This window comes from Bacteroidia bacterium (assembly GCA_040880525.1).
Lineage (GTDB): Bacteria > Bacteroidota > Bacteroidia > CAILMK01 > JBBDIG01 > JBBDIG01.
Genome location: JBBDIG010000040.1, coordinates 24,239 through 48,685, shown reverse-complemented (window position 1 = coordinate 48,685; position 24,447 = coordinate 24,239). Strand labels below are relative to the sequence as shown.

The 24,447-nt window shown below is 43.1% G+C and carries 22 protein-coding genes; 11 read left to right on the top strand and 11 right to left on the bottom strand.

What is annotated here, in order from left to right:
- Positions 1 to 3: 3 nt before the first annotated feature.
- On the bottom strand, positions 4 to 867 hold the full coding sequence (locus tag WD077_11780; GenBank protein ID MEX0967911.1) for an RNA polymerase sigma factor RpoD/SigA: 864 nt from the start codon (positions 865 to 867) through the stop codon (positions 4 to 6).
- Between the two features lie 450 nt (positions 868 to 1,317).
- Between WD077_11780 and WD077_11775 the strand changes: the two genes are divergently transcribed.
- From WD077_11775 to xseB, 5 genes are all read left to right on the top strand, one after another.
- Positions 1,318 to 1,644, top strand: coding sequence for a hypothetical protein (locus WD077_11775; protein MEX0967910.1), 327 nt, complete (start codon positions 1,318 to 1,320; stop codon positions 1,642 to 1,644).
- A gap of 275 nt (positions 1,645 to 1,919) precedes the next feature.
- Entirely contained in the window at positions 1,920 to 3,113 is a 1,194-nt protein-coding gene (locus tag WD077_11770; GenBank protein MEX0967909.1) for a M20 family metallopeptidase, read from the top strand.
- A gap of 187 nt (positions 3,114 to 3,300) precedes the next feature.
- The gene (locus WD077_11765) at positions 3,301 to 4,218 is read left to right on the top strand and encodes a hypothetical protein (protein MEX0967908.1); all 918 of its coding nucleotides are present in this window, start codon (positions 3,301 to 3,303) and stop codon (positions 4,216 to 4,218) included.
- Positions 4,219 to 4,326: 108 nt separating this feature from the next.
- On the top strand, positions 4,327 to 5,595 hold the full coding sequence (xseA, locus tag WD077_11760; GenBank protein MEX0967907.1) for an exodeoxyribonuclease VII large subunit: 1,269 nt from the start codon (positions 4,327 to 4,329) through the stop codon (positions 5,593 to 5,595).
- Positions 5,592 to 5,813 carry an exodeoxyribonuclease VII small subunit gene (gene xseB / locus WD077_11755; protein MEX0967906.1) on the top strand — a complete coding sequence of 74 codons (222 nt, stop codon included), beginning with the start codon at positions 5,592 to 5,594 and terminating at the stop codon, positions 5,811 to 5,813. Before xseA ends, xseB begins: the two co-directional genes overlap by 4 nt.
- Positions 5,814 to 5,994: 181 nt before the next feature.
- On the opposite strand, the gene WD077_11750 is transcribed toward xseB, so the two are convergent.
- Positions 5,995 to 7,131: a tetratricopeptide repeat protein gene (locus WD077_11750; protein ID MEX0967905.1), complete on the bottom strand. Its 1,137-nt coding sequence runs from the start codon at positions 7,129 to 7,131 to the stop codon at positions 5,995 to 5,997.
- Between the two features lie 27 nt (positions 7,132 to 7,158).
- Positions 7,159 to 9,738, bottom strand: a complete 2,580-nt coding sequence (gyrA, locus tag WD077_11745; protein MEX0967904.1) for a DNA gyrase subunit A — start codon at positions 9,736 to 9,738, stop codon at positions 7,159 to 7,161.
- A 299-nt stretch (positions 9,739 to 10,037) separates the two neighbouring features.
- Between gyrA and WD077_11740 the strand changes: the two genes are divergently transcribed.
- Positions 10,038 to 12,377, top strand: a complete 2,340-nt coding sequence (locus tag WD077_11740) for a M1 family aminopeptidase (GenBank protein ID MEX0967903.1) — start codon at positions 10,038 to 10,040, stop codon at positions 12,375 to 12,377.
- Between the two features lie 49 nt (positions 12,378 to 12,426).
- On the opposite strand, the gene WD077_11735 is transcribed toward WD077_11740, so the two are convergent.
- The 3 genes from WD077_11735 to WD077_11725 all read right to left on the bottom strand — a co-directional run bounded on the left by WD077_11735 (position 12,427) and on the right by WD077_11725 (position 14,381).
- Positions 12,427 to 12,876: a hypothetical protein gene (locus WD077_11735; protein ID MEX0967902.1), complete on the bottom strand. Its 450-nt coding sequence runs from the start codon at positions 12,874 to 12,876 to the stop codon at positions 12,427 to 12,429.
- Between the two features lie 149 nt (positions 12,877 to 13,025).
- The gene (locus WD077_11730) at positions 13,026 to 13,778 is read right to left on the bottom strand and encodes a hypothetical protein (protein ID MEX0967901.1); all 753 of its coding nucleotides are present in this window, start codon (positions 13,776 to 13,778) and stop codon (positions 13,026 to 13,028) included.
- A gap of 447 nt (positions 13,779 to 14,225) precedes the next feature.
- Positions 14,226 to 14,381, bottom strand: coding sequence for a hypothetical protein (locus WD077_11725; GenBank protein MEX0967900.1), 156 nt, complete (start codon positions 14,379 to 14,381; stop codon positions 14,226 to 14,228).
- Positions 14,382 to 14,596: 215 nt separating this feature from the next.
- Between WD077_11725 and WD077_11720 the strand changes: the two genes are divergently transcribed.
- A complete protein-coding gene (locus WD077_11720; GenBank protein MEX0967899.1) occupies positions 14,597 to 16,042 on the top strand; it encodes an aldehyde dehydrogenase in 1,446 nt (481 codons plus the stop codon).
- Positions 16,043 to 16,117: 75 nt separating this feature from the next.
- Positions 16,118 to 16,804, top strand: coding sequence for a DNA alkylation repair protein (locus WD077_11715; GenBank protein MEX0967898.1), 687 nt, complete (start codon positions 16,118 to 16,120; stop codon positions 16,802 to 16,804).
- 88 nt (positions 16,805 to 16,892) lie between these two features.
- Here the strand turns inward: WD077_11715 and WD077_11710 are convergent, their stop codons facing one another.
- From WD077_11710 to hpt, 5 genes are all read right to left on the bottom strand, one after another.
- Positions 16,893 to 17,330 carry a septal ring lytic transglycosylase RlpA family protein gene (locus WD077_11710; protein MEX0967897.1) on the bottom strand — a complete coding sequence of 146 codons (438 nt, stop codon included), beginning with the start codon at positions 17,328 to 17,330 and terminating at the stop codon, positions 16,893 to 16,895.
- 10 nt (positions 17,331 to 17,340) lie between these two features.
- Positions 17,341 to 18,504: an AIR synthase-related protein gene (locus tag WD077_11705; GenBank protein ID MEX0967896.1), complete on the bottom strand. Its 1,164-nt coding sequence runs from the start codon at positions 18,502 to 18,504 to the stop codon at positions 17,341 to 17,343.
- A 264-nt stretch (positions 18,505 to 18,768) separates the two neighbouring features.
- Positions 18,769 to 19,776 (bottom strand): SRPBCC family protein, encoded by a 1,008-nt coding sequence (locus tag WD077_11700; protein ID MEX0967895.1) that lies wholly within the window; start codon positions 19,774 to 19,776, stop codon positions 18,769 to 18,771.
- Positions 19,777 to 19,897: 121 nt separating this feature from the next.
- Complete coding sequence (locus tag WD077_11695; protein MEX0967894.1) at positions 19,898 to 20,473, bottom strand: adenylate kinase; 576 nt, start codon at positions 20,471 to 20,473, stop codon at positions 19,898 to 19,900.
- A gap of 53 nt (positions 20,474 to 20,526) precedes the next feature.
- Complete coding sequence (hpt, locus tag WD077_11690; GenBank protein ID MEX0967893.1) at positions 20,527 to 21,066, bottom strand: hypoxanthine phosphoribosyltransferase; 540 nt, start codon at positions 21,064 to 21,066, stop codon at positions 20,527 to 20,529.
- A 139-nt stretch (positions 21,067 to 21,205) separates the two neighbouring features.
- Between hpt and msrA the strand changes: the two genes are divergently transcribed.
- The 3 genes from msrA to WD077_11675 all read left to right on the top strand — a co-directional run bounded on the left by msrA (position 21,206) and on the right by WD077_11675 (position 24,368).
- Positions 21,206 to 21,892 carry a peptide-methionine (S)-S-oxide reductase MsrA gene (gene msrA / locus WD077_11685; protein MEX0967892.1) on the top strand — a complete coding sequence of 229 codons (687 nt, stop codon included), beginning with the start codon at positions 21,206 to 21,208 and terminating at the stop codon, positions 21,890 to 21,892.
- Between the two features lie 120 nt (positions 21,893 to 22,012).
- Positions 22,013 to 23,449 carry a class I SAM-dependent methyltransferase gene (locus tag WD077_11680; GenBank protein ID MEX0967891.1) on the top strand — a complete coding sequence of 479 codons (1,437 nt, stop codon included), beginning with the start codon at positions 22,013 to 22,015 and terminating at the stop codon, positions 23,447 to 23,449.
- A gap of 1 nt (position 23,450) precedes the next feature.
- Positions 23,451 to 24,368: a class I SAM-dependent methyltransferase gene (locus tag WD077_11675; GenBank protein ID MEX0967890.1), complete on the top strand. Its 918-nt coding sequence runs from the start codon at positions 23,451 to 23,453 to the stop codon at positions 24,366 to 24,368.
- Positions 24,369 to 24,447: the final 79 nt, after the last annotated feature.

The following is a 24,447-nucleotide window of genomic DNA, read 5'->3' as shown; positions in this document are numbered from 1 at the left end:
GGGTTAACCCAAATAAGCTTTCAGCAGCTTGCTTTTTGAAGACTTCCTCAGTTTTCTGAGTGCCTTTTCCTTGATTTGCCGGACACGCTCCCGTGTCAGGTTCACCTTTTCGCTAATGTCTTCGTAAGAATGTGGGTAATTTCCTTCCAATCCAAAGTGGAGTTTAAGGATCTCCCTTTCTTTCTCAGAAAGAATAGACATTACACGAATGATCTCCTTTTGCAGCGACTCATGCAGCAAGTCCTTGTCAGGATCAGGTTCTTCGTTATTGCTTAATAATGCAAGCAACGAAGTATCTTCCTCATCGCTGATGGGTGCATCTATTGACAGGTGCTTGCTTGAAGTGGAAAGGGTCGTTTCAATTTCCGCCTGAGGAAGTTCCAGCTTTTCAGCAATTTCCTCTGTTGTTGCCTCTCTTTCAAACTTTTGCTCCAACTCGGCAGCCGCAGACCCGATTTTGCTGAGGGAACCAACCTTATTAAGGGGCAACCTCACCAACCGCGATTGTTCTGCCAGTGCCTGCAGGATGGATTGCCTGATCCACCATACTGCGTAAGAAATGAATTTAAAACCACGGGTTTCATCAAAGCGCTGCGCAGCTTTAATAAGTCCAAGATTTCCCTCATTGATCAGGTCGCCCAGGGTAAGCCCCTGGTTTTGATACTGTTTAGCTACAGAAACCACGAATCGCAAGTTTGCATTTACGAGTTTTTCCAGCGCATAGGGGTCATTTTGCTTAATTCGTTTAGCCAGTTCCACTTCTTCGGCAGGCGTTATCATTTCCACCTTGCTGATTTCGTTCAGATACTTGTCCAGCGATTTGTTTTCCCTGTTGGTAAACTGTTTACTGATCTTTAATTGTCTCATTCTACCTCCTTATGTAATTTACTTGTCATAGAAATACTTTTTAATCGAAAACACGTTTCAAATTTCCAGGCGCTCGCCTTAACAAATGCCATGCCCCTGTCCAGGAAAAAACATCCTGAAAAAAGCTTTGAATAAGTTTTAATGATGAAAAAGGCTGGATAGCTAAATACTGCGGGGAAAAAATTGGGGCGCAAAGTTAATAAAAGCGTTTGAAAATTTGATCGCATTATAGCAAAACCCGTGCAGCAACGGTCGTTTCAGGTAGGCTTAATCGCTTACGTATACATACTTGTTACTTCGGTCAGGCTGCCGTTAATATTTCATGTAAACACGCAAGGAGGTGTTTCCGTTTCCAGATAGGTTGAGCCCTTTCGAGTTTTTTGCAATGCTCGCAAAAATGAACATATCCTTTCGGCTGCGTTTTATATCAAAAATAAAAGCAAAGAACACATGACTATTAAACAGCATAAAAACCTTACCGGGAAGGACGAGACAATGAGCAAAACCATGCAGGAGCAAGGCATGACCGGAGAGCAGGCCGAGGAAGCAGCTAAAATGGAAAAAGGAAAGAACTATACACCGGTATCCAATCAAAAGGATGAAGAATCAGGAAACCCTGGTGAGAGACCACAATATGAGAACTGGACTGAAGAGCAGTTGAGAACCAAAGCCGCAGAAAAGAACATTGATAATTATCAAAAACTGGATAAAACAGAACTTATTGAGGCATTGCGCAATCTTCCACCCAGTGATAACCGTTACCGTTATAAAGTGTAGAAGATCGCTTTCAGAATTGCCGGCAATCAGCTATAGGAGCGGTTGAATGTAAGTTTTTCATTCAGCCGCTCTTTTTTTATCCTAATATCCTATACTTGAATAGACAAAGCAACCTGATAATCAATCCGGAATCCAGCTTAATTTAGAAACAATAACTTTGGGATTCAGGTTGAACATAGCATACTGTATATAATAAAACGATGCCTGAAGCAACTGCAGATTTCTGCCAATTATCGATGACATGAACTATCAGACACTAACTTAATATCTTAATGATGAATCTTGAACAAAGAATAAAAACACTGGCAGATGAATATCATCCGGATGTTGTAAGAATCAGAAGGCACATTCATGCCCACCCGGAATTGTCATTTCAAGAATTTAAAACAGCAAAATTCATAGCAGATGAACTGAGAGCTATGAATATAGAACATACAGAAGGTGTGGCAGATACCGGCCTGGTAGGAATCATAAAAGGTAAAAATCCAGAGCGCAGAACCATCGCATTGCGTTCAGACCATGACGCACTGCCTATAGTTGAACAAAACGAAGTTCCATATAAATCGCAAAACGAAGGAATAATGCATGCCTGTGGCCATGATGTCCATACGGCATCTCTTTTAGGGGCCGCACGAATTTTAAATGAGGTACGGGATAATTTTCAGGGAACCATCAAGCTGATTTTTCAACCCGGAGAAGAAAGAGATCCTGGCGGAGCTTCATTAATGATAAAGGCCGGAGTATTGGATAATCCACGGCCCGGTAAAATTTATGGACAGCATGTTTTTCCCGATCTGCCAGTAGGCAAAGTGGGTTTCAGGCCAGGGCAATATATGGCTTCTACGGATGAAATTTATGTTACAATTAAAGGAAAAGGAGGCCATGCAGCCCTTGCCTATAAGCTTGTTGACCCCATTCTCATTTCCTCGCATATTATAATTGCATTGCAACAGATCGTAAGCAGAAATGCCCGCCCTGATATTCCTTCCGTATTATCATTTGGAAAAATTACTGGAAAGGGATCTTTTAACATAATCCCCGATACCGTAACAATGGAAGGCACATTCAGAACATTAAATGAAGAATGGCGTGAAAAAGCTCATCGCCTGATGAAAAAAGTTGCGGAAGGAGTTGCCGCAAGCATGTCAGGCAGTTGTGATTTTGAAATCCGCAAAGGATATCCCTTTTTAGTTAATGATCCCGAAGTTACGCAACAAGCTAAAAACCACGCCATTAAATATTTAGGAGAAGACAATGTTGTGGATCTTCCGGTGCGAATGACAGGAGAAGATTTTGCTTATTATTCTCAGCAGGTTCCCGGGTGTTTTTACAGGCTTGGTATAGCAAACGAAAACAAAGGAATTGATGCCGGTTTACATACCAGCCGCTTTAATATAGATGAGGATGCATTAAAAATCGGAATGGGGCTGATGGCATGGATTGCATGTTCGGAACTCCCGTTAGATTAATTTTATTCACATATTAACAATGCTAAAAACAGACGTATTTTATAGCCTAATATGCTTTTAAACAGCATATTAGTTATTCAGCGAATCAAATAGCCAAATCAAATATTTTCATTTTGAACAATTCTTATGTTTATTTTTTAATCTTTTTGTTATAATATTGCCTTTTCAAATAAATGATCAAAAACCAATGAGAAATTTCAGTTTATCAGAGAACGAAGTATTGGAGATGAAAGCCTTTTACCAACAGGAAATGGCTAATCTCCGTAAGCGGCTGGACCATGTGCAGTCAATAATTGGCAAACTGGATACTGGCGGGTCTGAAGTAAAAGCACCGGCTCCTACAGCACCGGCTACCAGAACTGCAAGTGCCCCGGCCACAGGAAGTTCTGCAAGTGCAGCCACTACAGAACAGGCTCCTGCTCCACAAAAACGGAGAAGACGTAAAAGAACCACTGCTACTGCTGCTACTACAGCAGCCCCTGCAACTACTTCCAAACCAAAGGAAGCAAAAAACGAGGGTAGAAGAGGCAGAAAATCAAAATGGGGAACGTATATTTTAAAGACCCTGGAGAAAGAAAACGAACCCATGCCGGCCAATGAATTAGTGGACAGGGCAAGAACACGCTACAACGTTCCGGAGAAAGATGAGACTAAATTAAAAGCTGCAATTGCCGGTAGTTTATACCGCCTGCAACATGTAAATGACCAGATACAACCTTACAATGCTGAAGGCATCAGAGGTAATGTTTATGGTTTAAAGGATTGGTTTAAGGGTGATAATTTGAAAGAGGAATATCAAAATAACCTCAGGAAAAAATTAACTGAAAAAGCAACTGAGGAATATCTTGCAGCCAAAGCTTCTTCAGGTGACAGCCGCGCAAAAAAAGCCGGCAGACCAGCCAAAGCTGAAGCAGCACCAAAAAAGAGAGGCAGAGGAAGACCTCCTAAAAGTGCATCTCCGGCTGTGCAAGCTAAACCCACTGCTACTACCGGCAAGAGACGGGGAAGAAAAAGAAAAACTGAAACGGCTCCGGCACCTGCTCCGGCAGCCACTTCCGTCAAACCAAAAGGCAGAAGAGGCAGAAAGCCCAGAGCGAAATCCTGATGATTTTTTGTTACAGCAAAAGGCCATATTCTGAATATTCAGGATATGGCCTTTTTTTATCTGTTCATTATGGTATCTCTTAAACCTGTTACTTCCTAATCTTCTTTTATGCAGCAAGATCTTTTTGCCTTTGTATATTCCGTAACTGAAATTACATCTTTTGTAAAAGAATTACTGGAAGAAGAAGATTCCTTGCAGGATATTTTTATAAAAGGAGAGGTATCACAATTTACCCGAGCTCAATCCGGGCATCTTTACTTTTCTTTAAAAGACCCCGCGAGCCAATTATCTTGTGTAATGTTCAAGACCGGCCGTACCGCCTTCAAAATGCCTGATCTGGACAGAGGAGAAATGGTGGTGGTGCGTGGGTCATTTTCGGTTTACCAGGCGCAAGGCAGGTATCAGTTTTTGGTTTCTGAAATAAGAAAAACCGGGGTAGGGGACTTATACCAGCAATATCTCCGCTTAAAAGAAAAACTTGAAAAAGAAGGACTTTTTGAAGCCGCCCGAAAGCGTCCTTTGCCTTTTTTGCCCCATAAAATCGGAATTGCTACTTCTGCCCAGGGCGCGGTAATTCATGATATGATCAGAGTTTTCAGGACGAAATTTCCTCATATTGAAGTCGTGCTGTTGCCTACGCTGGTGCAAGGAATAGCGGCTTCCCGAGATATGTGCAGAAGTGTTGAAGTACTGAACCAGATATCAGGGCTGGAATTAATTATTCTGACCCGGGGAGGCGGCTCCTTTGAAGAATTGTTTTGTTTTAATGATGAAACCCTGGCGCGAACAATTGCTGCTTCGCGGCTCCCGGTAATAAGTGCAGTGGGACATGAATCAGATTTTACCATCGCTGATTTTGTTGCAGATTATCGTGCTTCAACACCTACGGCTGCTGCGGAAATTGCAGTGCCGGATGCAAAGGAATTGATGAATTACCTTTCCAATGCAGAATTGCTGCTGAGACGGCAGTCTGAGAGACTTGTAAAGGAGTATAGCCAGAAACTGGATGAGGAACAACGGAAACTTTCCTTCCTCGCAGAAAAGGTATTGGGGCAAAAAAGGTCAGAGTTGCGTTATTTTAAGGCGATTCTGAAGTGCGATGGGATGAAAGCCCAACTAAAGAAAAAGCAGGAAACGATAACAACCTTAATGAGAAACAAATTAGTTTCAGAAAAGCATCACCTGGCAGTGTTGGCGCAACGAATAGAGTTATTGGACGTGAAACAAAACCTGGAAAGAGGATATTCGCTGACGCTGAAAGACGGAAAGATCATAAAATCAATTGGCAATGTGGCTGTGGCCGATGAACTGGAAACTGTAACTGCCCGAGGCAGGATATTTTCAGAGGTTACCCGGATTAAACGATTAAGAAAATGAAAAAGAAAAGAAGTTTTGAGGAGCAGATTAAACGAATAAATGAAATTACAGAGGCAATGCAAAATGCTGAAATGGGACTTGAGGAAAGCCTGGCGCTTTTTGAAGAAGCTACAGAGTTGATAAGAAACTGTCAGGATTATCTTGATGATGCGGAGCTTAGAATAAAGAAAATAACGGATAAGAACTTTCCGGATGTAATGGAAGATTTTGAGCAATAATGAAAGTAAGCAGTGCTTTTAGTAAGAGAGAGGGATCATGTTGGTCAGAGATACGCTTGCTTTATTCAAATATCAACTTAACATAATATAAATTATATAACAATTGAATTTTTCACTTATAACAACAAAACCACCTGAACTACAACACGTTCAGGTGGTTTTGTTAAAGTTTTGAAACCAGTTACTTTTCCTGCATCAAAGCATTCAGCGCCTCAGCTTTTTCTCTTTTATCAAGCCTCAAATAAATTTCTCTGAGCGATATCATTGTATTTTTATCTTCAGGATCTATTTCATGTGCCTTTTCCAGGTAAGGCAAAGCTTCGGAGAAAATCTCTTTGTATTCAGCCTTTAATTGATTTGCCTTTTGAATATTGGTTTCATTCAGCTCTTGATTTACGATCTCAACACCCTGGTTATAGTAAATTATGCCCAGGTTGTAGTTAGCTTCAAAGTTATTGGGTTCTCTTGCCAGCGCTCTGCGGTTGATCATTATTGCGCTGTCAATTTTGCCCGCTTTGTCGTAAACATTGGCAAGAGCCACTAAAATACTGGTGTTGGACCGATCAAGTTCTGATGCTTTCCGGAGCTTTTCAATCAGCACATCCGTCTGGCCAAGTTTTAAATATAAATTCACCTCCATGTTGCTGAGTAACACATCTTCCGGAAAAAATTTTCTTCCTTGTTCGATGTATTTAATGGCCTCTGCGGTATCGCCATCATTGAGTTCCATCTGGTGTAATGAGGAATATACCCACGGATCCTGGTAATCCAGCTCAGCCAATTTCTTCAGGGTTCGCTGGGCATTTTCCATATCCTTTTCAATTACATACGCCTGTGCTGTATAAAAAATAGCGGCCGTATCTATCTGATCAGGATTTACCTTTTTGCTCATTGCAAGATAAGATTCAAATGCCTGAGACGCAGCCTTGAAATCCTTATCTGTATACGCCTTTGCTCCGGTATTGTAGGCATCTATCAGCAATTGCTTCAGGTTCTCATTTATTTCCTTGTCAAACTTTTCTTTCTCATCATACTTCCTTGCAGTGAGATAAGATTCAAAGGCAAGATCCGTCAGATTAGGATACTTCTCTCTCATTTCCTCATTGCCCATCGCAGTGGTATAAATAAGGCCACGGTAGTACCAGGTTTTAGGATCTTCAGCCGTTTTTTCATGCTTAATGGCTTCCTCAATCAATGCTATGGCATTTTCGGTCTGACCATTTTGTAATGATAAATAGGCGGAAGTTCTTTTACTGTTTTGTGCTGAGGCTATTGATACAATACCCAGGAAAAACAGTAAGGCAAAAGTGCTTTTCATAACGTTGTCGGTTTGAAATGGATTTGATTAGTTATTACTTTCTTCGTCTTCTGATCCGGTTTCATCCGGGTTCTCATTTTCTGGTTCATCAGGAGAAATTTCTTCATTGCTTAATTCGATGACTTCTCCTTCTATTTCTCCTTCAGCGGCCAGTTCCTCCTCTTCTTCGCGTGCGACTTTCGCCACGGAAGCGATTTCATCTTTGGCACCCAACCGGATGAGCCTTACGCCCTGCGTGGCGCGGCCAATCGTCCTGAGTTTGTCCATTGCAATTCTGATAGTAATACCGGATTTATTAATGATCATAAGATCATCCTGATCAGTAACATTCTTAATAGCAATCAGTTTGCCCGTTTTATCCGTGATCTGCAACGTCTTCACGCCCTTTGCCCCACGGTTGGTAATGCGGTAATCTCCAACTTGCGATCGCTTTCCGTAGCCTTTTTCGCTTACCACCATTACTGTAGATTCTTCATCGGCAACGCTCACCATTCCAATTACTTTATCATCTTTCTTGCCGCTGAGCCTGATCCCGATCACTCCCCTGGCGGTGCGTCCCATTGGCCTGATCGCGCTTTCGTGGAAGCGGATTGCCTGGCCTGAAGTTGAAGCTATCATCACCTCAGAATTTCCACTGGTTAATGCTACTTCCAAGAGCTGGTCATCCTCATCTATAGTAATTGCATTGATTCCTTTAATACGTGGACGGCTGTAGGCTTCGAGCGGAGTTTTCTTGATGATGCCTTTTTCCGTACAGAAAAGAATGAAATTATTGTTCAGGTATTCCTCATTCTCAAGATTATTTACCGGAATGACGGCCCGGATCTTATCATCCGGTTCAATATACAAGAGGTTTTGTACGGCTCGGCCCTTTGTGGTCCGGGTGCCTTCCGGTATTTCCCAAACCTTCATCCAGAAGCATCTGCCTTTTTCCGTAAAAAATAGCATGTAATTATGGGTAAAGGCAACAAACAGATACTCGGTAAAATCCTCCTGCCTGAAGCCTGCGCCTTTGCTGCCGCGACCTCCCCTGCCCTGCGATTTATAATCTGCCAGCGGTGTGCGTTTCATGTAGCCCATGTGGCTGATGGTCACCACCATCTCTTCATTAGGGATCAGGTCTTCTATCGAAATATCTTCATTTGTAAAAAGAACTTCCGTTCGTCTTTCATCCCCGAATTTCTTTTTGGTCTCAGTCAATTCATCCTTAATGATCTGCATCCGGAGTTCCTTATTTTCCAGCACACTTTTAAGGTATTCGATGGTTTTCATTAATTCATTATACTCATCCTTCAACTTGTCTCGCTCCAGGCCAGTAAGCTTTTGCAGCCTCAGATCAAGTATTGCCTTGGCTTGTATTTCAGAGAGTTCGAAGCGGCTCATAAGCCCCTCCCGTGCCTCATCGGGTGTACGGCTGCCGCGGATCAGGTTGATCACCTCGTCCAGGTTATCTATTGCGATAATAAGCCCCTGCAGGATGTGCGCACGTTTTTCGGCCTCGTCAAGTTCATATTGTGTGCGCCTCACGATCACTTCATGGCGGTGCTCCACATAATACTTCACCATATCCTTCAGGTTCAGCACAATGGGGCGACCCTTTACCAGCGCCACATTGTTGATGCTGAAACTGCTTTGCAACTGTGTGTACTTGAATAGTTGATTCAACACCACGTTGCTAACCGCATCTCTCCTAACCTCATACACCACGCGGTATCCGCTACGATCACTTTCATCATTAACTGCAGATATCCCCTCGATAACGCCACTTTTTACGAGTTCAGCGGTGGCCTTGATCATGTTCGCTTTGTTCACCTGGAAGGGCAATTCCGTTACGATGATTTTATCTGATCCTTTTTCAGAAGGTTCAATGTTGGTTTTACCCCGCATCATCACCCGGCCTCTGCCGGTCTCGAAGGCGCGTTTTACACCATCATAGCCATAAATTATTCCACCTGTAGGGAAATCCGGAGCCTTGATGAACTGCATCAGTTCTTCAATGGTGATGTCGTTATTATCAATGTAGGCGATGGTGCCATCCAGGACTTCAGAAAGATTGTGGGGCGCCATATTCGTGGCCATTCCCACAGCGATCCCGGATCCACCGTTTGCAAGAAGATTTGGAAAGCCTGCAGGAAGAACGACCGGCTCCTTGAGTGATTCGTCAAAGTTGGGCCGGAAATCAACCGTGTTTTTATCAAGGTCAGTGAGCAATTCTTCAGCAATCCGGGAGAGGCGGGCTTCTGTGTAACGCATGGCTGCCGGAGGGTCGCCATCCACAGAGCCAAAGTTTCCCTGGCCGTCAACAAGACGGTAACGCATACTCCATTCCTGCGCCATCCGAACCATAGTGTCATAAACTGCTGAGTCGCCATGAGGGTGATATTTACCCAGCACTTCCCCCACTATACGCGCGGACTTTTTGTAAGGACGGTTAAATCCAAGCCCTAACTCGGTCATTGCATAAAGCACCCGCCTGTGTACAGGTTTCAGTCCATCACGCACATCAGGCAACGCTCGTGAAACAATTACGGACATCGAATAGTCAATGTACGCTGAGCGCATTTCTTCTTCAATATTGATCGGGATGATCTTTTCGCCTTCTGCCATTTATCTCGTAAAAAGTTTGATGAATAAATTTGATTTGAAAAACTTCACAAAAGTACCCCGAAAAAGCCACCTGACCCTGTCCGTTTGTGGGTTTTATTGCACAAGTTGTGGAAAAGATCAGCATACTGCCCCGCTCCTTCTTCCGGATTGGAATTAAAGGAACAGGCCGGCTAATTACAATTTAAATGTTCAGCCTGAAAACCCCGGATCTGTTGGAATTCTCATATCAGAAGTAAAGCCTGCCTCTTTGCATCTTCATGTTCTTTAATTTTGGAGCTTAATTCAAAATAATTATAAAAATGAAATTCTCCCTGCCGTTGGCCATCTTGCTCCTCTCCTCTCCTTTTGCTTTCAGCCAGGTGTTTGATTCGGTTGACGTGCAGCATTATCATATTGCGATGCAGTTTCCGCAGCTATCTGCAAAAACTTTTACGGCACGTTGTAATATTTCTTTTAAAACCAACCAGAATCTCGATGAGGTAAACCTGCATCTCTCCTCTCTTACTGTGGATTCGATATTTCTGGGACAGCAAAAAATTACGTTCTCCCATACCGGTGACAATCTTCAGGTTTTGCTTCCCGCTTCAATGAATCCCGGTGATACCGCCACTATCGCTGTTTATTATCAGGGAACGCCTGCACAGGATCCCTCCAGATGGGGCGGTTTTTACTTCAATACAATACAGGATGGATATGCCTGGAACCTGGGAGTCGGTTTCGAGGTGGATCCTCATAATTTTGGCCGGGCATGGTTTCCGTGCCGCGACAATTTTGAAGATAAAGCAACTTACACTTTTGCCATTCTTACCGATTCAAATCTCAAAGCTTTTTGCAATGGAAGCCTGGAAAACGTAACGAATCACGGCAATGGCACCAGCACCTGGAATTGGAATCTGCGCGACTCTATTCCTACTTATCTTGCTTCAGTAGCCATTGCCAATTATCATGAAGTCTATTTTCCCTATACCGGCATAGCATCCACTTTCCCGGTTTCCGTGGCTGCACATCCCGAGGACACCGGCAAGGCACGGAAATCCTTTGAGAACCTGCCCCGGGGATTGCTTGCATTTGAGAATGCCTATGGTCCGCAACCCTTTGAGCGCGTTGGATTTTGTGTAGTACCATTTACCGGAGGAGCGATGGAACACGCTACAAACATTGCTTATCCCAGGTTTGCGACAGATGGCACGCTCGCCTACGAAAGCCTTTGGGCACATGAGCTTTCACACCACTGGTGGGGCGATCATGTTACCTGCGCAACAGCCGAAGATATGTGGCTGAACGAAGGTTGGGCTTCCTGGTCTGAAGCTTTGTTTTTTGAACATTTGAATGGCGCTGAAGCCTACCGGGAATATGTACGGGCGAATCATCTCCAGGTGTTGCGATATGCGCATACTGATCTTGGCGATGAACAACCGCTCCCCGTTTCGCCTGTAGGACATGAGCATACTTACGGAACACATGTTTATAATAAAGGAGCTGACATGGTGCATACACTTCGTAATTATATTGGAGATGCAAAATTTTTCCCGGCCCTTAAATTATATCAGGATTCTTTTGCTTTTAAAAATGCTTCATCCGCAGATCTCAGGGATTTTCTTTCCCGGCACACGGGCGTAGATCTCCAGCATTTCTTTAATGACTGGATATTTCAAGCCGGGTTTGCGCATTTCAGTATTGAAAAATGGAGCAGTTCACAAAGTTCCACCGGATACGATATTACCGTAAACCTGCGCCAGAAGCTGCGGTTTGCTGACCATAATTTCACCAATGTCCCGCTGGAATTGGTATTTATGAGCAGCGACTGGAAGATGCATGTAGAGACAATAATGTTGAGTGGAAACGGCATAGAAACGCAAGTAAATATTCCATTTGAACCTGTATTTGCCGGTGTAAATATTGACGGCAAACTGAGCGATGCAAAAACCCGCCAGCATAAAATAATTGCAGAAAAAGGCGTTTACGAGTTTTCAGATGCACTTATGGAAATAGATGTGGAATCAATCACCGATTCTGCTTTCCTCTTGGTGGAACATAATTGGGTGGCTGCAGATCCCTTCAAAGGCCAGAATCCTGGAATTCGTATTTCTGACTATCGCTATTATTCCGTGAGCGGGGTATGGCCCATCCAATTTGAGGCAACCGCCACGATTCCTTATGAGGGCCGCACCATAGCAGGTGGCTATCTGGATCATACACTTGATATATCAACTGAAGACAGCCTGGTTTTGCTTTATCGCTCCTCTCCTTCTCAGAATTGGACAGAATATCCTGATTATGAAAAAGAGATGATTTTAAAAACAGATAAGCGGGGCAAGATCATCATCAATGATCTGAAACAGGGGGAATACGTAATCGGATATCGCGACATTGCAGCAAGCGTTGAAGAACCCAAAGGCCGCGGACAGTTGCAGCTTTTCCCCAACCCGGCTGAAGGCTGGGTACGCATCAAAAGCCCGGTATCGGGTATGGCCACACTCACAATTTTTGATATGAGTGGAAAACAAGTAGACCGGCAGCACCTGCAGCTCGGAGATACAACTACGCTCGTGCAATTACAGGATTACCGCAAAGGCACTTATTTATTTGAGGTGCGGCAATATGACTGGACGGCACAGCAAAAAGTTGTCGTGAGATAGCGATCAGGTTCCAGCAATTTCAAACTCGGTTTGGTATTCATGATTCAAATCACTTCACGCGTCCTTTCGCTTCCAGAACGGTAGCACAAGCTTTTATCTTCTCGGCTTCTGAAGCAATATCATCCAACACTTCCTTTACATATTCTGAGACTGTAAAATTTCGTCCGGGAAAGATGACTTCAGATTCCTCCTCAAGCTCCTCAAGCTCTTCTTCCAGTTGGCTGCTACCATTTTTAATCTCACCCAAAAGATTTGTGTAGCCAGGGCTTTCAAGGTCGAGAACCAGATATCCCTTTTCTGTAGCCAGGAAACGCGAGAGCCTGGCGAGCAAGCCTGGAATGGCGTGATAATAACCAGTCGAGATCAGGGTCTTTTCTACTACCGTATTAAGTTCCTTGTTGTTGCTGACCAACGTTTGCGGTGCAAGGACCACTCTTCCTGCCGCTTCTATTGTTATCAAATTATGGATCAGCCTGTCTATAAACTCAGCATTTGTCATAATTAGCCTTTCATTGTTGCCTGCAAAGGTATTTTACTTTGCTTAGCTGTCCGGCCTTCCCAACCAGTACAAAATGAAATTTGCTTTGAATGATTAGTACCCAAAGCAATAATTTTAATGTAAAAACCGATGGCTGGCTTTGAGCGCAATCACTGTTCCGGAGTTTTGTCCTTTTTATACCGAGGAGCCAGGTTAAACGTCACCCCCAAATTTGCCGCTATTACCTTGTGGTGTACAGGAACACCGGTTAAATTGTTCACATACATCAACTGAAAATGCCCTTTAACCCACTCAATCCCTGCACGTACTGTTATTGCAGGTTCTAAAAAGAAAAACATTGCTTCGTCCAATCTATGCAGTTGAAAAAACTCCAGTTCGGATAAAGGAAAACTATCTTCCTCAATAGAGTGAAATTGCAGTCCAACTGCCCTTAAAGAAAAACCGATTTCAATATTTTTATCAACATAACCAATGGAGGGCTGAACGAAAAACTTATTATTGTTGGCTTTAAAACGAAATTCCGCACTTTTAGGATTGAAATTATCACCAAACTCAACTGAGCCTACACCGCCACCTCCAATTATTTCAAAAACTCCTTCATCCCCAAATGGCTGATATAATCCTAAGCCACCCTCAGCAAAAAAGCGCCTGGCACGGTAATTAAAATCAAGATCTCCATCTAATGAATTGTTGTTTTTATAGAAGCCATTTCCTACAACAAGAAAATTTTCAACAGGCGAGTAGGCAACCTGCAGGTTGGCCGGGTTTGCTGTTACTTTTAATTCTTCGGCTTCCTTTATCAAACTCGCATTGTGCATGTTCGGTATATAGACGTTGTAACAACTGCTCAGGCTCAGTGTAAACGCTATAAGTAGCAGGTAAAAAGATAATTTAGTTTTCATCCTGTTTTTGTGTTTGTTAGTTCAAATGTAATATAAGACGGCAATTATACCCTACGGTTCCATATTTTATGATTTGGCTACAGGATGGCAATTTCGGAATATTCACGAAACCACCAACTACTTTCCGATTTTTCATATCTGCTTCCGCCCCTATTAATGGGGCCTGGCATATTATATCCTGACGCACAGAAACCAGAGTGCATCAGCCTTGGGTGTTTAAAGGTTCTGCGGAGGCGGTAATGAGGAAAGGGCTTCATCTCGGTATCGACTACCGTAGGTTTCAGGCTCCGCATGCAGTTAGTGTTGTTAGGTTAGGCTTTCGGGCCGGCTACCGCTTCTGGTTTGGGAAGGAAAACAATTAGTAAAAATAGCCATTGGTCAGGTGGCTGGACCATTTTTACTTCTGATTTGCTATTTCTTTAGAGTATTTTTAGCACTTGATAATGCTCATTGTTCCAATATCTGTTTAAGTTTTTTAAGGTCTTTGGTATTTGCTTTTCTCATCATCCACTCTGGAGTATTATCCGGGTTGAAGGCATACTCTGAAACCTCTATGATGGGAACAGAAATAATGGTACTGGTTAAGACATCAACCGGTTTCATAGTGTGTTTATTTTAAGACGAGTCAATACTAAAAATTTGGACTTTATTCCTGATTCTCTTTTAAGAATGGAATGACTTCGTTCAGCCTGCTGTGCATCAAATATCCATCTTTCTTATGCTTTTCATACCCAGCAAGAACGTTTTGAACAAGTATAGGAATACATCCGATTTTCATCAATCCCTATCAAACCCTGCCGAAATCATAATTTTGCTACATGGAAAAAATCAAGAATTATATCGGAGGTACATTCCGGCCGGCACAGTCGGGTGAATGGCTGGACAATGTGAACCCTGCAACCGGAGAGATATACAGCTTTATTCCTGATTCTGACGAGCAGGATGTCGGGGAGGCTGTAGAAGCTGCCAAAGCGGCATTTCCCGAATGGAGCAGGACGCCTGCCGCAATACGGTCCAAATATATGCTTGACATTGCCGAGCGCATTGAGGCTCAGCTTGAGGAATTGGCTATGGATGAAACCAACGATAATGGCAAGCCAATCTGGTTGAGCCGCAACGTGGATATTCCGCGAGCTTCGGCCAATTTCAGGTTTTTTGCCACGGCTATTTTGCACTGGGAAACCAGTACCCATATGATGGATGATACGGCTGTAAATTACACACATAAAAGTCCGCTGGGCGTGGTAGGCTGCATTTCGCCCTGGAACCTGCCGCTCTATCTCTTTACCTGGAAAATTGCTCCTGCCCTGGCGGCCGGGAATTGTGTGGTGGCCAAACCTTCGGAAATCACGCCTCTTACAGCTTACCGCCTCGCCCAAATCTGCATAGATGCAGGATTACCTGCCGGGGTTCTGAATATTGTACATGGCAGCGGTCCAAAAGCAGGGCAGGCCATCGTGGAGCACAAGGATGTAAAAGCGATATCGTTTACTGGCGGCACTAAGACGGGTGAAGGAATTGCCCGTACTGCTGCGCCAATGTTTAAAAAGCTGTCGCTGGAACTCGGTGGCAAAAACCCCAACATCATCTTTGGCGACTGCGATTTCGAGGATGCCGTAAAAACAACCGTTCGCTCTTCTTTTTCCAATCAGGGCCAGATTTGTCTCTGTGGCAGCCGAATTTATATTGAACAAAATATCTACGAAAAATTTCGTGATGAACTGGTAAAAAGGGTGCAACAGCAGCTTGTGCCCGCAGACCCGCTGATGAAGGAAACCCGCATGGGCGCTGTGGTTTCCAAATCGCATAAGGAAAAAGTACTCTCCTACATTGAACTGGCCAGAGAGGAAGGCGGGAATATCCTGACGGGAGGAGCAGAAGCTGATGCAGGAGGCCGCTGCAAAAACGGCTATTTCCTGCAACCCACCATTATAGAGGGCCTTTCGGAAACTTGCCGCACCAACCAGGAGGAGATCTTTGGCCCGGTGGTGACCCTCCAGCCATTTGAAACGGAGGAAGAAGTGCTGGGATACGCGAACTGCACGCCTTACGGACTCAGCGCAACCATCTGGACCAGCAACTTAAAGCGCGCACACAACCTGGCCCATCGCCTTGACAGCGGTATTATCTGGGTGAACACCTGGCTGCTCCGGGACCTGCGAACACCTTTCGGGGGGATGAAACAATCAGGCGTAGGCCGCGAAGGTGGATACGATGCGCTAAATTTTTTCTCAGAAACAAGAAATGTTTGTATTAAACTATAATTGCTTTTTGAAATAAAAAAATACTTTTTATAAGTCTTCGTTGAATACGTTTCATTATTTAATATAGGTAAATTAATGGCTGATTTGAAAAGACGGCTGCATCCGTGGTTGCAACCCCTTAACAGCATGTTTTCAGCGGCTGGAGATCCTGAGATCGCACAGCAGCAAAAAGCCTATATGCGAAACCAGTTTGAATTCTTTGGAATAAAAACTCCGGAAAGGCGGGCAATTTTAAAGGAATTTATAACCGTTGCAGTTTTGCCGGAAAAATCATCGCTACCTGCTATTGTAAAAAGTGCCTGGCTACAGCCTGAACGGGAATATCAGCAATTAATGCTTGATATTTTAATGAAAAAACTGAAACTAAAGGAACCGGAATTTCTGCCACTCTGCGAATATATGATCACGCACAAAAGCTGGTGGGATACCGTAGATATGATTGCCAGCAATATTGTCGGCAGAATATTGCTTTTGCATCCGGAATTGCGAGAACCCTCTTCTGTAAAATGGATCGGGTCAGAGGATATATGGCTGAACCGTACCGCTATTTTATTCCAACTTATGTATAAAACTCAAACGGATACCGACCTGCTTTTCCGAAATATCCTGAACAGTTTGCCTACAAATGAATTTTTTATACAAAAGGCAATTGGCTGGGTGTTACGGCAATATTCCAAAACCGATCCTGCTGCCGTGGAGAAGTTTGTTAATTCACATCACCTGCCTGCGCTGAGCAGAAGAGAAGCTTTACGGCTCATGTAGAGATTATGAACACTTTGAATTTTAAATCGAGATATTATAATCCCGTGGAGGTAAATCCAAATGCTCACCGGTTTCGCCATTTTTCTGTTTAGCGGGTTTCCTCGGGTGCGGATGCTTTCACCTGGCTGGTATCCGGCCAGTCCAACAGCTCCATTGTTACAGGAACTCTTCCCTCTTCCCGCATATTTAATTGACGGGATGCGGCACGGGAGAGATCTATATACCCGGAAGGAATTCTTTTGTTGAGCCGGTCAGCAATGTGGACCACAACCGAACTGTCATTATTTAAATTGGTGACTTTTACCCTGGTCCCGAAAGGAAGCGTATCATGCGCGGCATGCATACTGTCGCGGTGGTAAATTTCTCCGTTAGCCATCATCCGGCCATGAAAGAATGAGGCATAATAGGTAGCCGTCCCTTCTAGTACGATATTCGGAACCTTTTCCTCCTCCTGGCCTGCACATCCCATGAAAAGTAAGATGCCTGCTAAAATGATAGAAAATCGCGTAAAATTCATTTTATACATAATTTATTTTTTAACTCTTGTAATTAAATTCGCCCTCCCGAACTGCAATCGTCACTTTCTTCTCGTCAGAAGCAAAGCATTTCCCGATAATCTGCGCTCTGATATTGAATTCCCTCAGTGTTGGCAGCAACTCTTCAACGTCTTTCTGCGGCAAATATATTTCCAGCCGTGTTCCCATATTAAAAACCCCGAACATCTCCTCCCATTTCGCCCCCGTCTGTTTCTGTATCATCCTGAATACTGGCGGAATATCAATTATATTGTCTTTTACGATGTTCAGATTGTCAATGAAGTGCAGCACTTTCGTAAGTCCGCCACCAGTACAATGAATAATACCGTGGATTTTCTTCCTGTGTTTCTTTAAAACCTCCTTCAGCACTGGAAGATAAGTCCGGGTGGGTGAAAGCAGCATCTCTCCTACTGTCATTCCTGTTTCTTGCACAACATCAGTCAGGTTCATGCGACCGGAATACACAAGATCGTCCGGCACCTGTGGATCGTATGTTTCAGGAAAGAGTGCCGCATATTTATGGCCGAGCACTTCATGGCGGGCAAACGTGAGCCCATTGCTGCCAATACCGCTATTGTAGCAGCTTTCGTAAGACGCCTGTCCGTAAGAAGACAATCCTATGACGACATCGCCCGGCTGAATATTATTCACCACAACCTCTTCTCTTGGTAATCGTGCGAATGCCGTAAATCCAACATCTGCCGTTCGCACAATATCGCCAACATCTGCCGTTTCGCCACCTGCATGGTGTATCTGCACATCAAGACTTGCCATCTTTTGGATAAATTCCTGAGTGCCTTCGATAATGGCTGCCAGCACCTCTCCCGGAATCAAATTCTTGTTGCGGCCAATGGTAGAAGAAATAAGGAAGTCACCGGTAACGCCTGCACATGCCATGTCGTCCAAATTCATCACCAGCGCATCCTGTGCAATTCCCTTCCAGACGTTTATATCTCCGGTTTCCTTCCAGTAGAGAAAAGCTAATGAGGTCTTGGTTCCGGCCGTATCCGCGTGCATAATGTTGCAATAATCCGGATCCTGAGCAGCATAATCAGGCAATATTTTACAAAAGGCATTAGGATAAAGTCCTTTGTCCAGATGCTTTATGGCCTCATGAACCTCGGATTTAGAAGCTGAAACGCCCCGTTTTTCGTATTTGTCCATTCCAATAATTTGAGGGCAAAAGTAGAAATTGCAAATTTCTAAGACCGGGTAATCACGCGGGTATTCGCGTTTATGATGTGGCCAAATTGAATTCAGTACCTTACTTCTGTGAATAAATCAGATCGCTGAAACGTAAAGGTTATTTTGAAGTTGAATCCATCTACGTTTGTCTGATCAGCAATGATGATTTTGATTAACTAAAAAAGCCCCACCCACAAGTAATACTGCTGCGGGTGAGGCTTTTGTTCTTGATTTTATAATTTTCTACTGAACCGGAAAGTAGATTTCCGTTATCCATTTTTCAGGATCTTGCTCAGAATCAGGACCGACCTGATAAACTTCCCATGAGTTTCCTGCCGGTTGCATTTCATTTTCCTGCATCCATTTCATGAGGGAAGTGTAGGTTGTCTCAAGGTTGTCATAAGGCCCATTATGTACAACGTAGGCTGCTTTCCCTTCAAGCTTTACGAGCCTGAGGGTGGTATCGGCCAATTCTATGGAATCTGCCACAGGCATTCCTGCCGCAATATCAGCCACAGGCGGTTCCCATTTGTAATTTATTGAAAGAGCTGGACCTGTAGCTGCCAGATCATTCTGGCCCATATAGGTTCCAACCTTTTGATACATCCTTGTAAAATTAGCGGTCATTGAATCCGGGATGGTCGGCATTGTTTTCCGCGTGGTAATTACCCATTGTGGCGCTACTTCCTTTACCGTCACTATTAGCTCCGGTTCGGGCGGTGTGGCTTCGCTTATCTCTTTAAGCTTTGACAGACCTTCCTCAAAATCACCCCCTAACCAGGAATCCATTAAAAGTCCCATATACTTGCCTACAGGATTATTTCCCATATCAGAGTCCATTGACCAGGTTACCCTGGTGCCGCTGTCGGTTTTTTCGAAAAGCCAGTCACTATAGGCCGTCCCCTGATCCATGAAATTCATTTCCGTTTCAATTCTTTCATAAGGCTCACTTTTCGTAATGATCAGCGAACCATTTCCAACGTCCTGATGCTCGCTCGTCCAGATGTAAGAAGATCCGGTGCCTTCTCCGCTGCCAGTGTATTCAAGCTGCATGTTTGAATCAATCTGATGCCAGGGAGACCATTCTTCCCAGTTGCGCAAATTATTCACCTGTTGAAAGACGACTTCTGGCGGAGCATTGATTTCTGCAGTGCGCTCCACATGCACCTGCGATGAAATGAAGAGCGAAGCAAGCAATGGCAGCCCTATGAACAAGGCCAGCACAATGCCGATGATGGCTAAAATTCTCATAAGTAAAATTGTTTAGGTTGATGATGGTAAAATTACCAATGCAATTATAGCAACAAGTTCCATAACTTATTTAAGTCTTTCTGCGATTAAACCTAAGTATATTTCATTAGCAGAGAAGTTATTATCTTTTCATTTCCTCAACCACTTGGTTTATTCTCCTGGCGATCTCCTCAACTTCTCCTACTCCGTCTACAGCAAAGTGTTTTTGCTGTTCCCGGTAATAGTCAGCCACAGGTTTGGTTTTATCTTCATACTCCCGGATCCGCTTTGCAATCACATCTTCAGTATCATCTGCCCTGCCTGATGTCGCTCCGCGCAATAGCAGCCGTTCTACCAATTCAATTTGATCTACTTTGAGTTCTATCATTCCTGAAACCTGCGTTTGATGTCGTTTCAACATTTCATCAAGCGCTCTGGCTTGTTCCTTTGTCCGGGGAAATCCATCGAAGATAAATCCCTGCGCCTCCTCATGTGCTTCCAGCTGGTGTTCAATCATGCCGATCACAACTTCATCCGGTACCAACTTTCCCTGGTTAATGAAGAATTCCGCCTTTTTTCCCAGGTCTGTTTGTGCTGACCGCTCCGCTCTCAGAAGATCGCCAGTAGACAGATGAATGAGCTTATGCTCCTTTTTCAGCATCTCAGATTGTGTTCCCTTTCCCGCCCCCGGAGGGCCAAATAGTATAATGTTTAGCATGTGCTTATTTTAATTTTTGCTGGTAAAATATTTATTCTGAAAAACTTTGTCTGTTACTCCTTCAGGCGATAAATGTCGCGGTAATTGCGTCCCAACTGGTTGTAGTCAAGGCCATATCCCACCAGAAATTGATTGGGTACTTTAAAGCCGATAAAATCAAGTTCCACCTGCTCCTGCAGGGCATCAGGTTTCAGCAGGAGAGCCGCTACGGCCACCGACTTCACCTCCATTTCTTTCAACATCCGTACTACCTGATTGATGGTTTTCCCTGTATCTACAATGTCCTCCAGCACCACCACGTTTCTGCCTGCCACTGCGCCTTCCAGCCCAATGAGCTCCCGCACCGTACCACTGGAAGAAAGTCCACTATAGGAGGCAAGCTTCACAAAGGAAATCTCACAGACGAAATCCAGTTCGCGCAACAAATCTGCTGCAAAGAAAAATGAACCGTTCAGGACTGCAAGAAACAACGGGTTCTTATCCCGCAATTCAACGTTCATCTCATCAGCTAATTCAGCAATGCGCTGGCTGATCTCTCTGGCAGGGATGGCCGGAACAAATTGTTTGTCCCACACGGTAATCACAGAAGGCATAATTTTGCTTTGGATGAAGGGGCAAAGGTATTAGATTAGCAATTTTAGATTCCCACGGATTTGATGACATTAAAAACCTGAATAACCTCTGAACTTTCCGTACTCCATAATCTTCTTTAAAAAAACACGACCTATAATAATGCAGACAACAAGAACGCTGACGAACATGCTCATGCTGCTATTGATGGCAGTCAGCATTTCATGCACGCAGCAAAATAATTCGAATAACCAAGAAGCAGAAGTGAAAAGCTCCGAAGATGATGGCCCGGAACGCCAGGACAAACAATCACTTGAAGGGTTGGAGAAAGCTGTTTTTGCATCCGGCTGCTTCTGGTGTGTCGAGGCAATTTTCCAGGAGGTAAAAGGCGTGAAGGAAGCCATCTCCGGATATGCAGGCGGGACAGAAAAGGACCCAACCTATGAGGAAGTCAGCTCAGGACAAACGAGCCATGCGGAAGCCGTACAAGTGTATTACGATCCTCAGGTGGTGGACTACAGCACCCTGCTAAAGGTGTTTTTTGGCTCTCACGATCCAACCACCCTGAACCGACAAGGACCTGACATAGGCCCTCAATACCGCAGCGCAATATTCTACGTCAATGAAGAGCAGAAACGACAAACGGAAGCATTCATTGGGGAGTTGGAGGCATCTGGAGAATTTAAGGAACCTATTACAACAGAAGTGTCACGGCTCACCAGATTTTATCCTGCCGAAGACTATCACCAGGAATATGAGGCAAAAAACCCGGATGATCCGTATGTCCGGAAAGTATCCGTGCCACGGATCGAACGCTTCAAAAAGCGCTTTCCGGAGTTGCTGAAATGACATTATATGCAACAATCCAGACTAGGTGGGTTTGAGCTGTCCGAATAAACCATCTTCAGCTACCTGATAAGTAGTAGTTTTGCAGACGAGAAAAAGCACACAATAATCAATTAGCATTAGATGAATGAAATTCTTGAAATTCCGGCAGGTTCAGTTCAATTTGCAGGATATGATACGGATGATTTCGGAAGAGTATTTATATGGAATGATAGAGTTTTCAGAGGGGTCAGGAAGGAAAAGGAAGTAATGGCTATGTTTGCCTGCGGATTGCTCGAAGAACTTCAGGAAAAAAACCTTATTCCTAAAACCTGGATTACGAAAATTCAGATGGAAGGGTTTAATTTAATTCTGGAACATGAAAAAATACCGGTGATCAACTATCCTTATGAATGGTCTTTTAATATGCTCAAGGATGCCGCATTAACCATTCTCAAGGTAAATAAGGTGGCCGAAGAATATGGATACCAAACAAAGGATGCTCACGGCCATAATATTATTTTCCATTTTGCGACACCCAAATTTGTTGACATTGGAAGTTTTATACCTAAGAACCCGGCAGCATCCAAACAGTGGATAGCTTATGAGGAATTTGTTAAGTTTTTTATTTATACCCTTGATATATGGAAATCTCAAAATTCATATATTGCCCAACGAATTTTATCATACCCGTTAAATAAAAATGCTCACGTAAATTATTTACTTTATACTTATCCCCTATTACGAAGAATCAATAAAAAATATCTTGAGCACTTGGTTTCAAGTTATTATAAAATACGGCTTCTCGGTGGTCAACAATATACTAATCCCAAATTGAGCGGATTCAAAGGTAAACTATTGCAACAACTGAAGAAACGAAATTTATTACCTTTTCAGAAAGTAAATTTTGATAAGTTAATAAAGAAAATTAATAAAATAAATATTAATACTTACAATACAGAATGGGATTACTATCATGATCAATTTACCGAGAAAGATGGAAAACTTAGCTCAACTCCCAGATTTGATTATATTATCAATATACTTAAAAAAATGGACATCACGGATGTTCTGGAGTTGGCCGGAAATCAGGGTGTACTTAGCCGTCTGATCCTCGAAAGAACATCAATAAACAGGGTGACTTGTAGCGACTATGACGAAATAGCGGTTGATAAGTTGTATCAACACGTCAAATTCACAGAAGTATCAATTACTCCCATCCTTTTTGATTTTGTATATCCTATTAACTTTAACTATTTTTCTGACACATTTTCCAGGTTTAAATCCGATGCCGTTCTGGCATTAGCGGTTATTCATCATTTGGTTCTTTCTCAGAGCTATCCGTTAGATTTTATTTTTAATATTTTAAAAGGCTATTCAAAAAAATACGTTTTTATTGAATTTATGCCTTTGGGCCTGTATAATCCGAAAGTACCCCATACGCCAAGTGTTCCCTCATGGTACAATATCGAATGGTTCAGAAAAACCTTTAATCAACATTTTTATTTAATCGAAGAGACTACCCTTGAAAAAAATCGAATTCTTTTTATAGGGGAGATCAGAATGAATGCGGAGGTTTAAAATGAAAGAAAAAATATTGTGTCCTTTAAATCTTAAAGTTACCGCTGAACTGGAAAGAACCATTAGCGCAGAATTTATTATTAATAAATATCAAAAAAGTATCGGGATTTCTATAGACCGCCTATTTGATAATATTCAGGAGGTAGGGCTATATCGTTGTTCAGATACAGGCTTCAGGTTTTATCGTCCTTCTACAATCAGCGGAGATGCCCAGTTATATGCTGATCTGCAAAATTTCGAGTGGTACTATAAGCCCTGGAAATGGGAGCATCAACAAGTCTTCTCAGAAATTACAGATGGAAATAAAATATTGGAAGTGGGTGCCGGAGATGGTTCCTTTATTCGGAAAATAAATGACAAGTTCCTGGTGCATACACTGGGGCTGGAGTTAAACACTGTAGCGGTCAGGGAGGCACAGGAAAAAGGGCTTAATCTGATTAATCAGTCAATTGAGGAACATGGAGATAAAAATGCTGATACCTATGATGTTGTGTGCTCTTTTCAGGTACTGGAACACATAGCTGAGGTACATGATTTTATTGAAGCTATGAAAAAGTGCCTTAAACCCGGAGGAAAATTATTTATTGGAGTGCCAAATAACCAGTCTTTTGTAAAACATGACTGGCAGCGGGATTTCTTAAATTTGCCGCCACATCACATGAGCTTATGGGATCCTACTTCCTTAGTATCACTGTCCGGTATTTTTGATCTTAAATTACTTGATATGAAGTTTGAACCTTTGCAGCCATACCATTTTGATTGGTACATAAATAACCTGCTATTTAAGTATAGTGGAAGAGTTGTCTCTAACGTATTAATAAAAACAGGCATATACAAAATCTTTCGTGGCATCATGCCTAAGGTAGCTCAGGGTATTCATGGACACAGCGTCCTGGCAGTATATCAGAAGGTTATATAGATTTGATCTGAGAGTTTATAAATTCAATTTACAAGATCAGGCTGTAAGTTTTTTTAGTACCATAACCACATTCATTTAT

Excerpts from the sequence above, each read along its gene's own strand:
- WD077_11780 (MEX0967911.1), bottom strand. The coding sequence starts at position 867 with ATGAGACAATTAAAGATCAGTAAACAGTTTACCAACAGGGAAAACAAA.
- WD077_11775 (MEX0967910.1), top strand. The coding sequence starts at position 1,318 with ATGACTATTAAACAGCATAAAAACCTTACCGGGAAGGACGAGACAATG.
- WD077_11770 (MEX0967909.1), top strand. The coding sequence starts at position 1,920 with ATGAATCTTGAACAAAGAATAAAAACACTGGCAGATGAATATCATCCG.
- WD077_11765 (MEX0967908.1), top strand. The coding sequence starts at position 3,301 with ATGAGAAATTTCAGTTTATCAGAGAACGAAGTATTGGAGATGAAAGCC.
- xseA (MEX0967907.1), top strand. The coding sequence starts at position 4,327 with ATGCAGCAAGATCTTTTTGCCTTTGTATATTCCGTAACTGAAATTACA.
- xseB (MEX0967906.1), top strand. The coding sequence starts at position 5,592 with ATGAAAAAGAAAAGAAGTTTTGAGGAGCAGATTAAACGAATAAATGAA.
- WD077_11750 (MEX0967905.1), bottom strand. The coding sequence starts at position 7,131 with ATGAAAAGCACTTTTGCCTTACTGTTTTTCCTGGGTATTGTATCAATA.
- gyrA (MEX0967904.1), bottom strand. The coding sequence starts at position 9,738 with ATGGCAGAAGGCGAAAAGATCATCCCGATCAATATTGAAGAAGAAATG.
- WD077_11740 (MEX0967903.1), top strand. The coding sequence starts at position 10,038 with ATGAAATTCTCCCTGCCGTTGGCCATCTTGCTCCTCTCCTCTCCTTTT.
- WD077_11735 (MEX0967902.1), bottom strand. The coding sequence starts at position 12,876 with ATGACAAATGCTGAGTTTATAGACAGGCTGATCCATAATTTGATAACA.
- WD077_11730 (MEX0967901.1), bottom strand. The coding sequence starts at position 13,778 with ATGAAAACTAAATTATCTTTTTACCTGCTACTTATAGCGTTTACACTG.
- WD077_11725 (MEX0967900.1), bottom strand. The coding sequence starts at position 14,381 with ATGAAACCGGTTGATGTCTTAACCAGTACCATTATTTCTGTTCCCATC.
- WD077_11720 (MEX0967899.1), top strand. The coding sequence starts at position 14,597 with ATGGAAAAAATCAAGAATTATATCGGAGGTACATTCCGGCCGGCACAG.
- WD077_11715 (MEX0967898.1), top strand. The coding sequence starts at position 16,118 with ATGGCTGATTTGAAAAGACGGCTGCATCCGTGGTTGCAACCCCTTAAC.
- WD077_11710 (MEX0967897.1), bottom strand. The coding sequence starts at position 17,330 with ATGTATAAAATGAATTTTACGCGATTTTCTATCATTTTAGCAGGCATC.
- WD077_11705 (MEX0967896.1), bottom strand. The coding sequence starts at position 18,504 with ATGGACAAATACGAAAAACGGGGCGTTTCAGCTTCTAAATCCGAGGTT.
- WD077_11700 (MEX0967895.1), bottom strand. The coding sequence starts at position 19,776 with ATGAGAATTTTAGCCATCATCGGCATTGTGCTGGCCTTGTTCATAGGG.
- WD077_11695 (MEX0967894.1), bottom strand. The coding sequence starts at position 20,473 with ATGCTAAACATTATACTATTTGGCCCTCCGGGGGCGGGAAAGGGAACA.
- hpt (MEX0967893.1), bottom strand. The coding sequence starts at position 21,066 with ATGCCTTCTGTGATTACCGTGTGGGACAAACAATTTGTTCCGGCCATC.
- msrA (MEX0967892.1), top strand. The coding sequence starts at position 21,206 with ATGCAGACAACAAGAACGCTGACGAACATGCTCATGCTGCTATTGATG.
- WD077_11680 (MEX0967891.1), top strand. The coding sequence starts at position 22,013 with ATGAATGAAATTCTTGAAATTCCGGCAGGTTCAGTTCAATTTGCAGGA.
- WD077_11675 (MEX0967890.1), top strand. The coding sequence starts at position 23,451 with ATGAAAGAAAAAATATTGTGTCCTTTAAATCTTAAAGTTACCGCTGAA.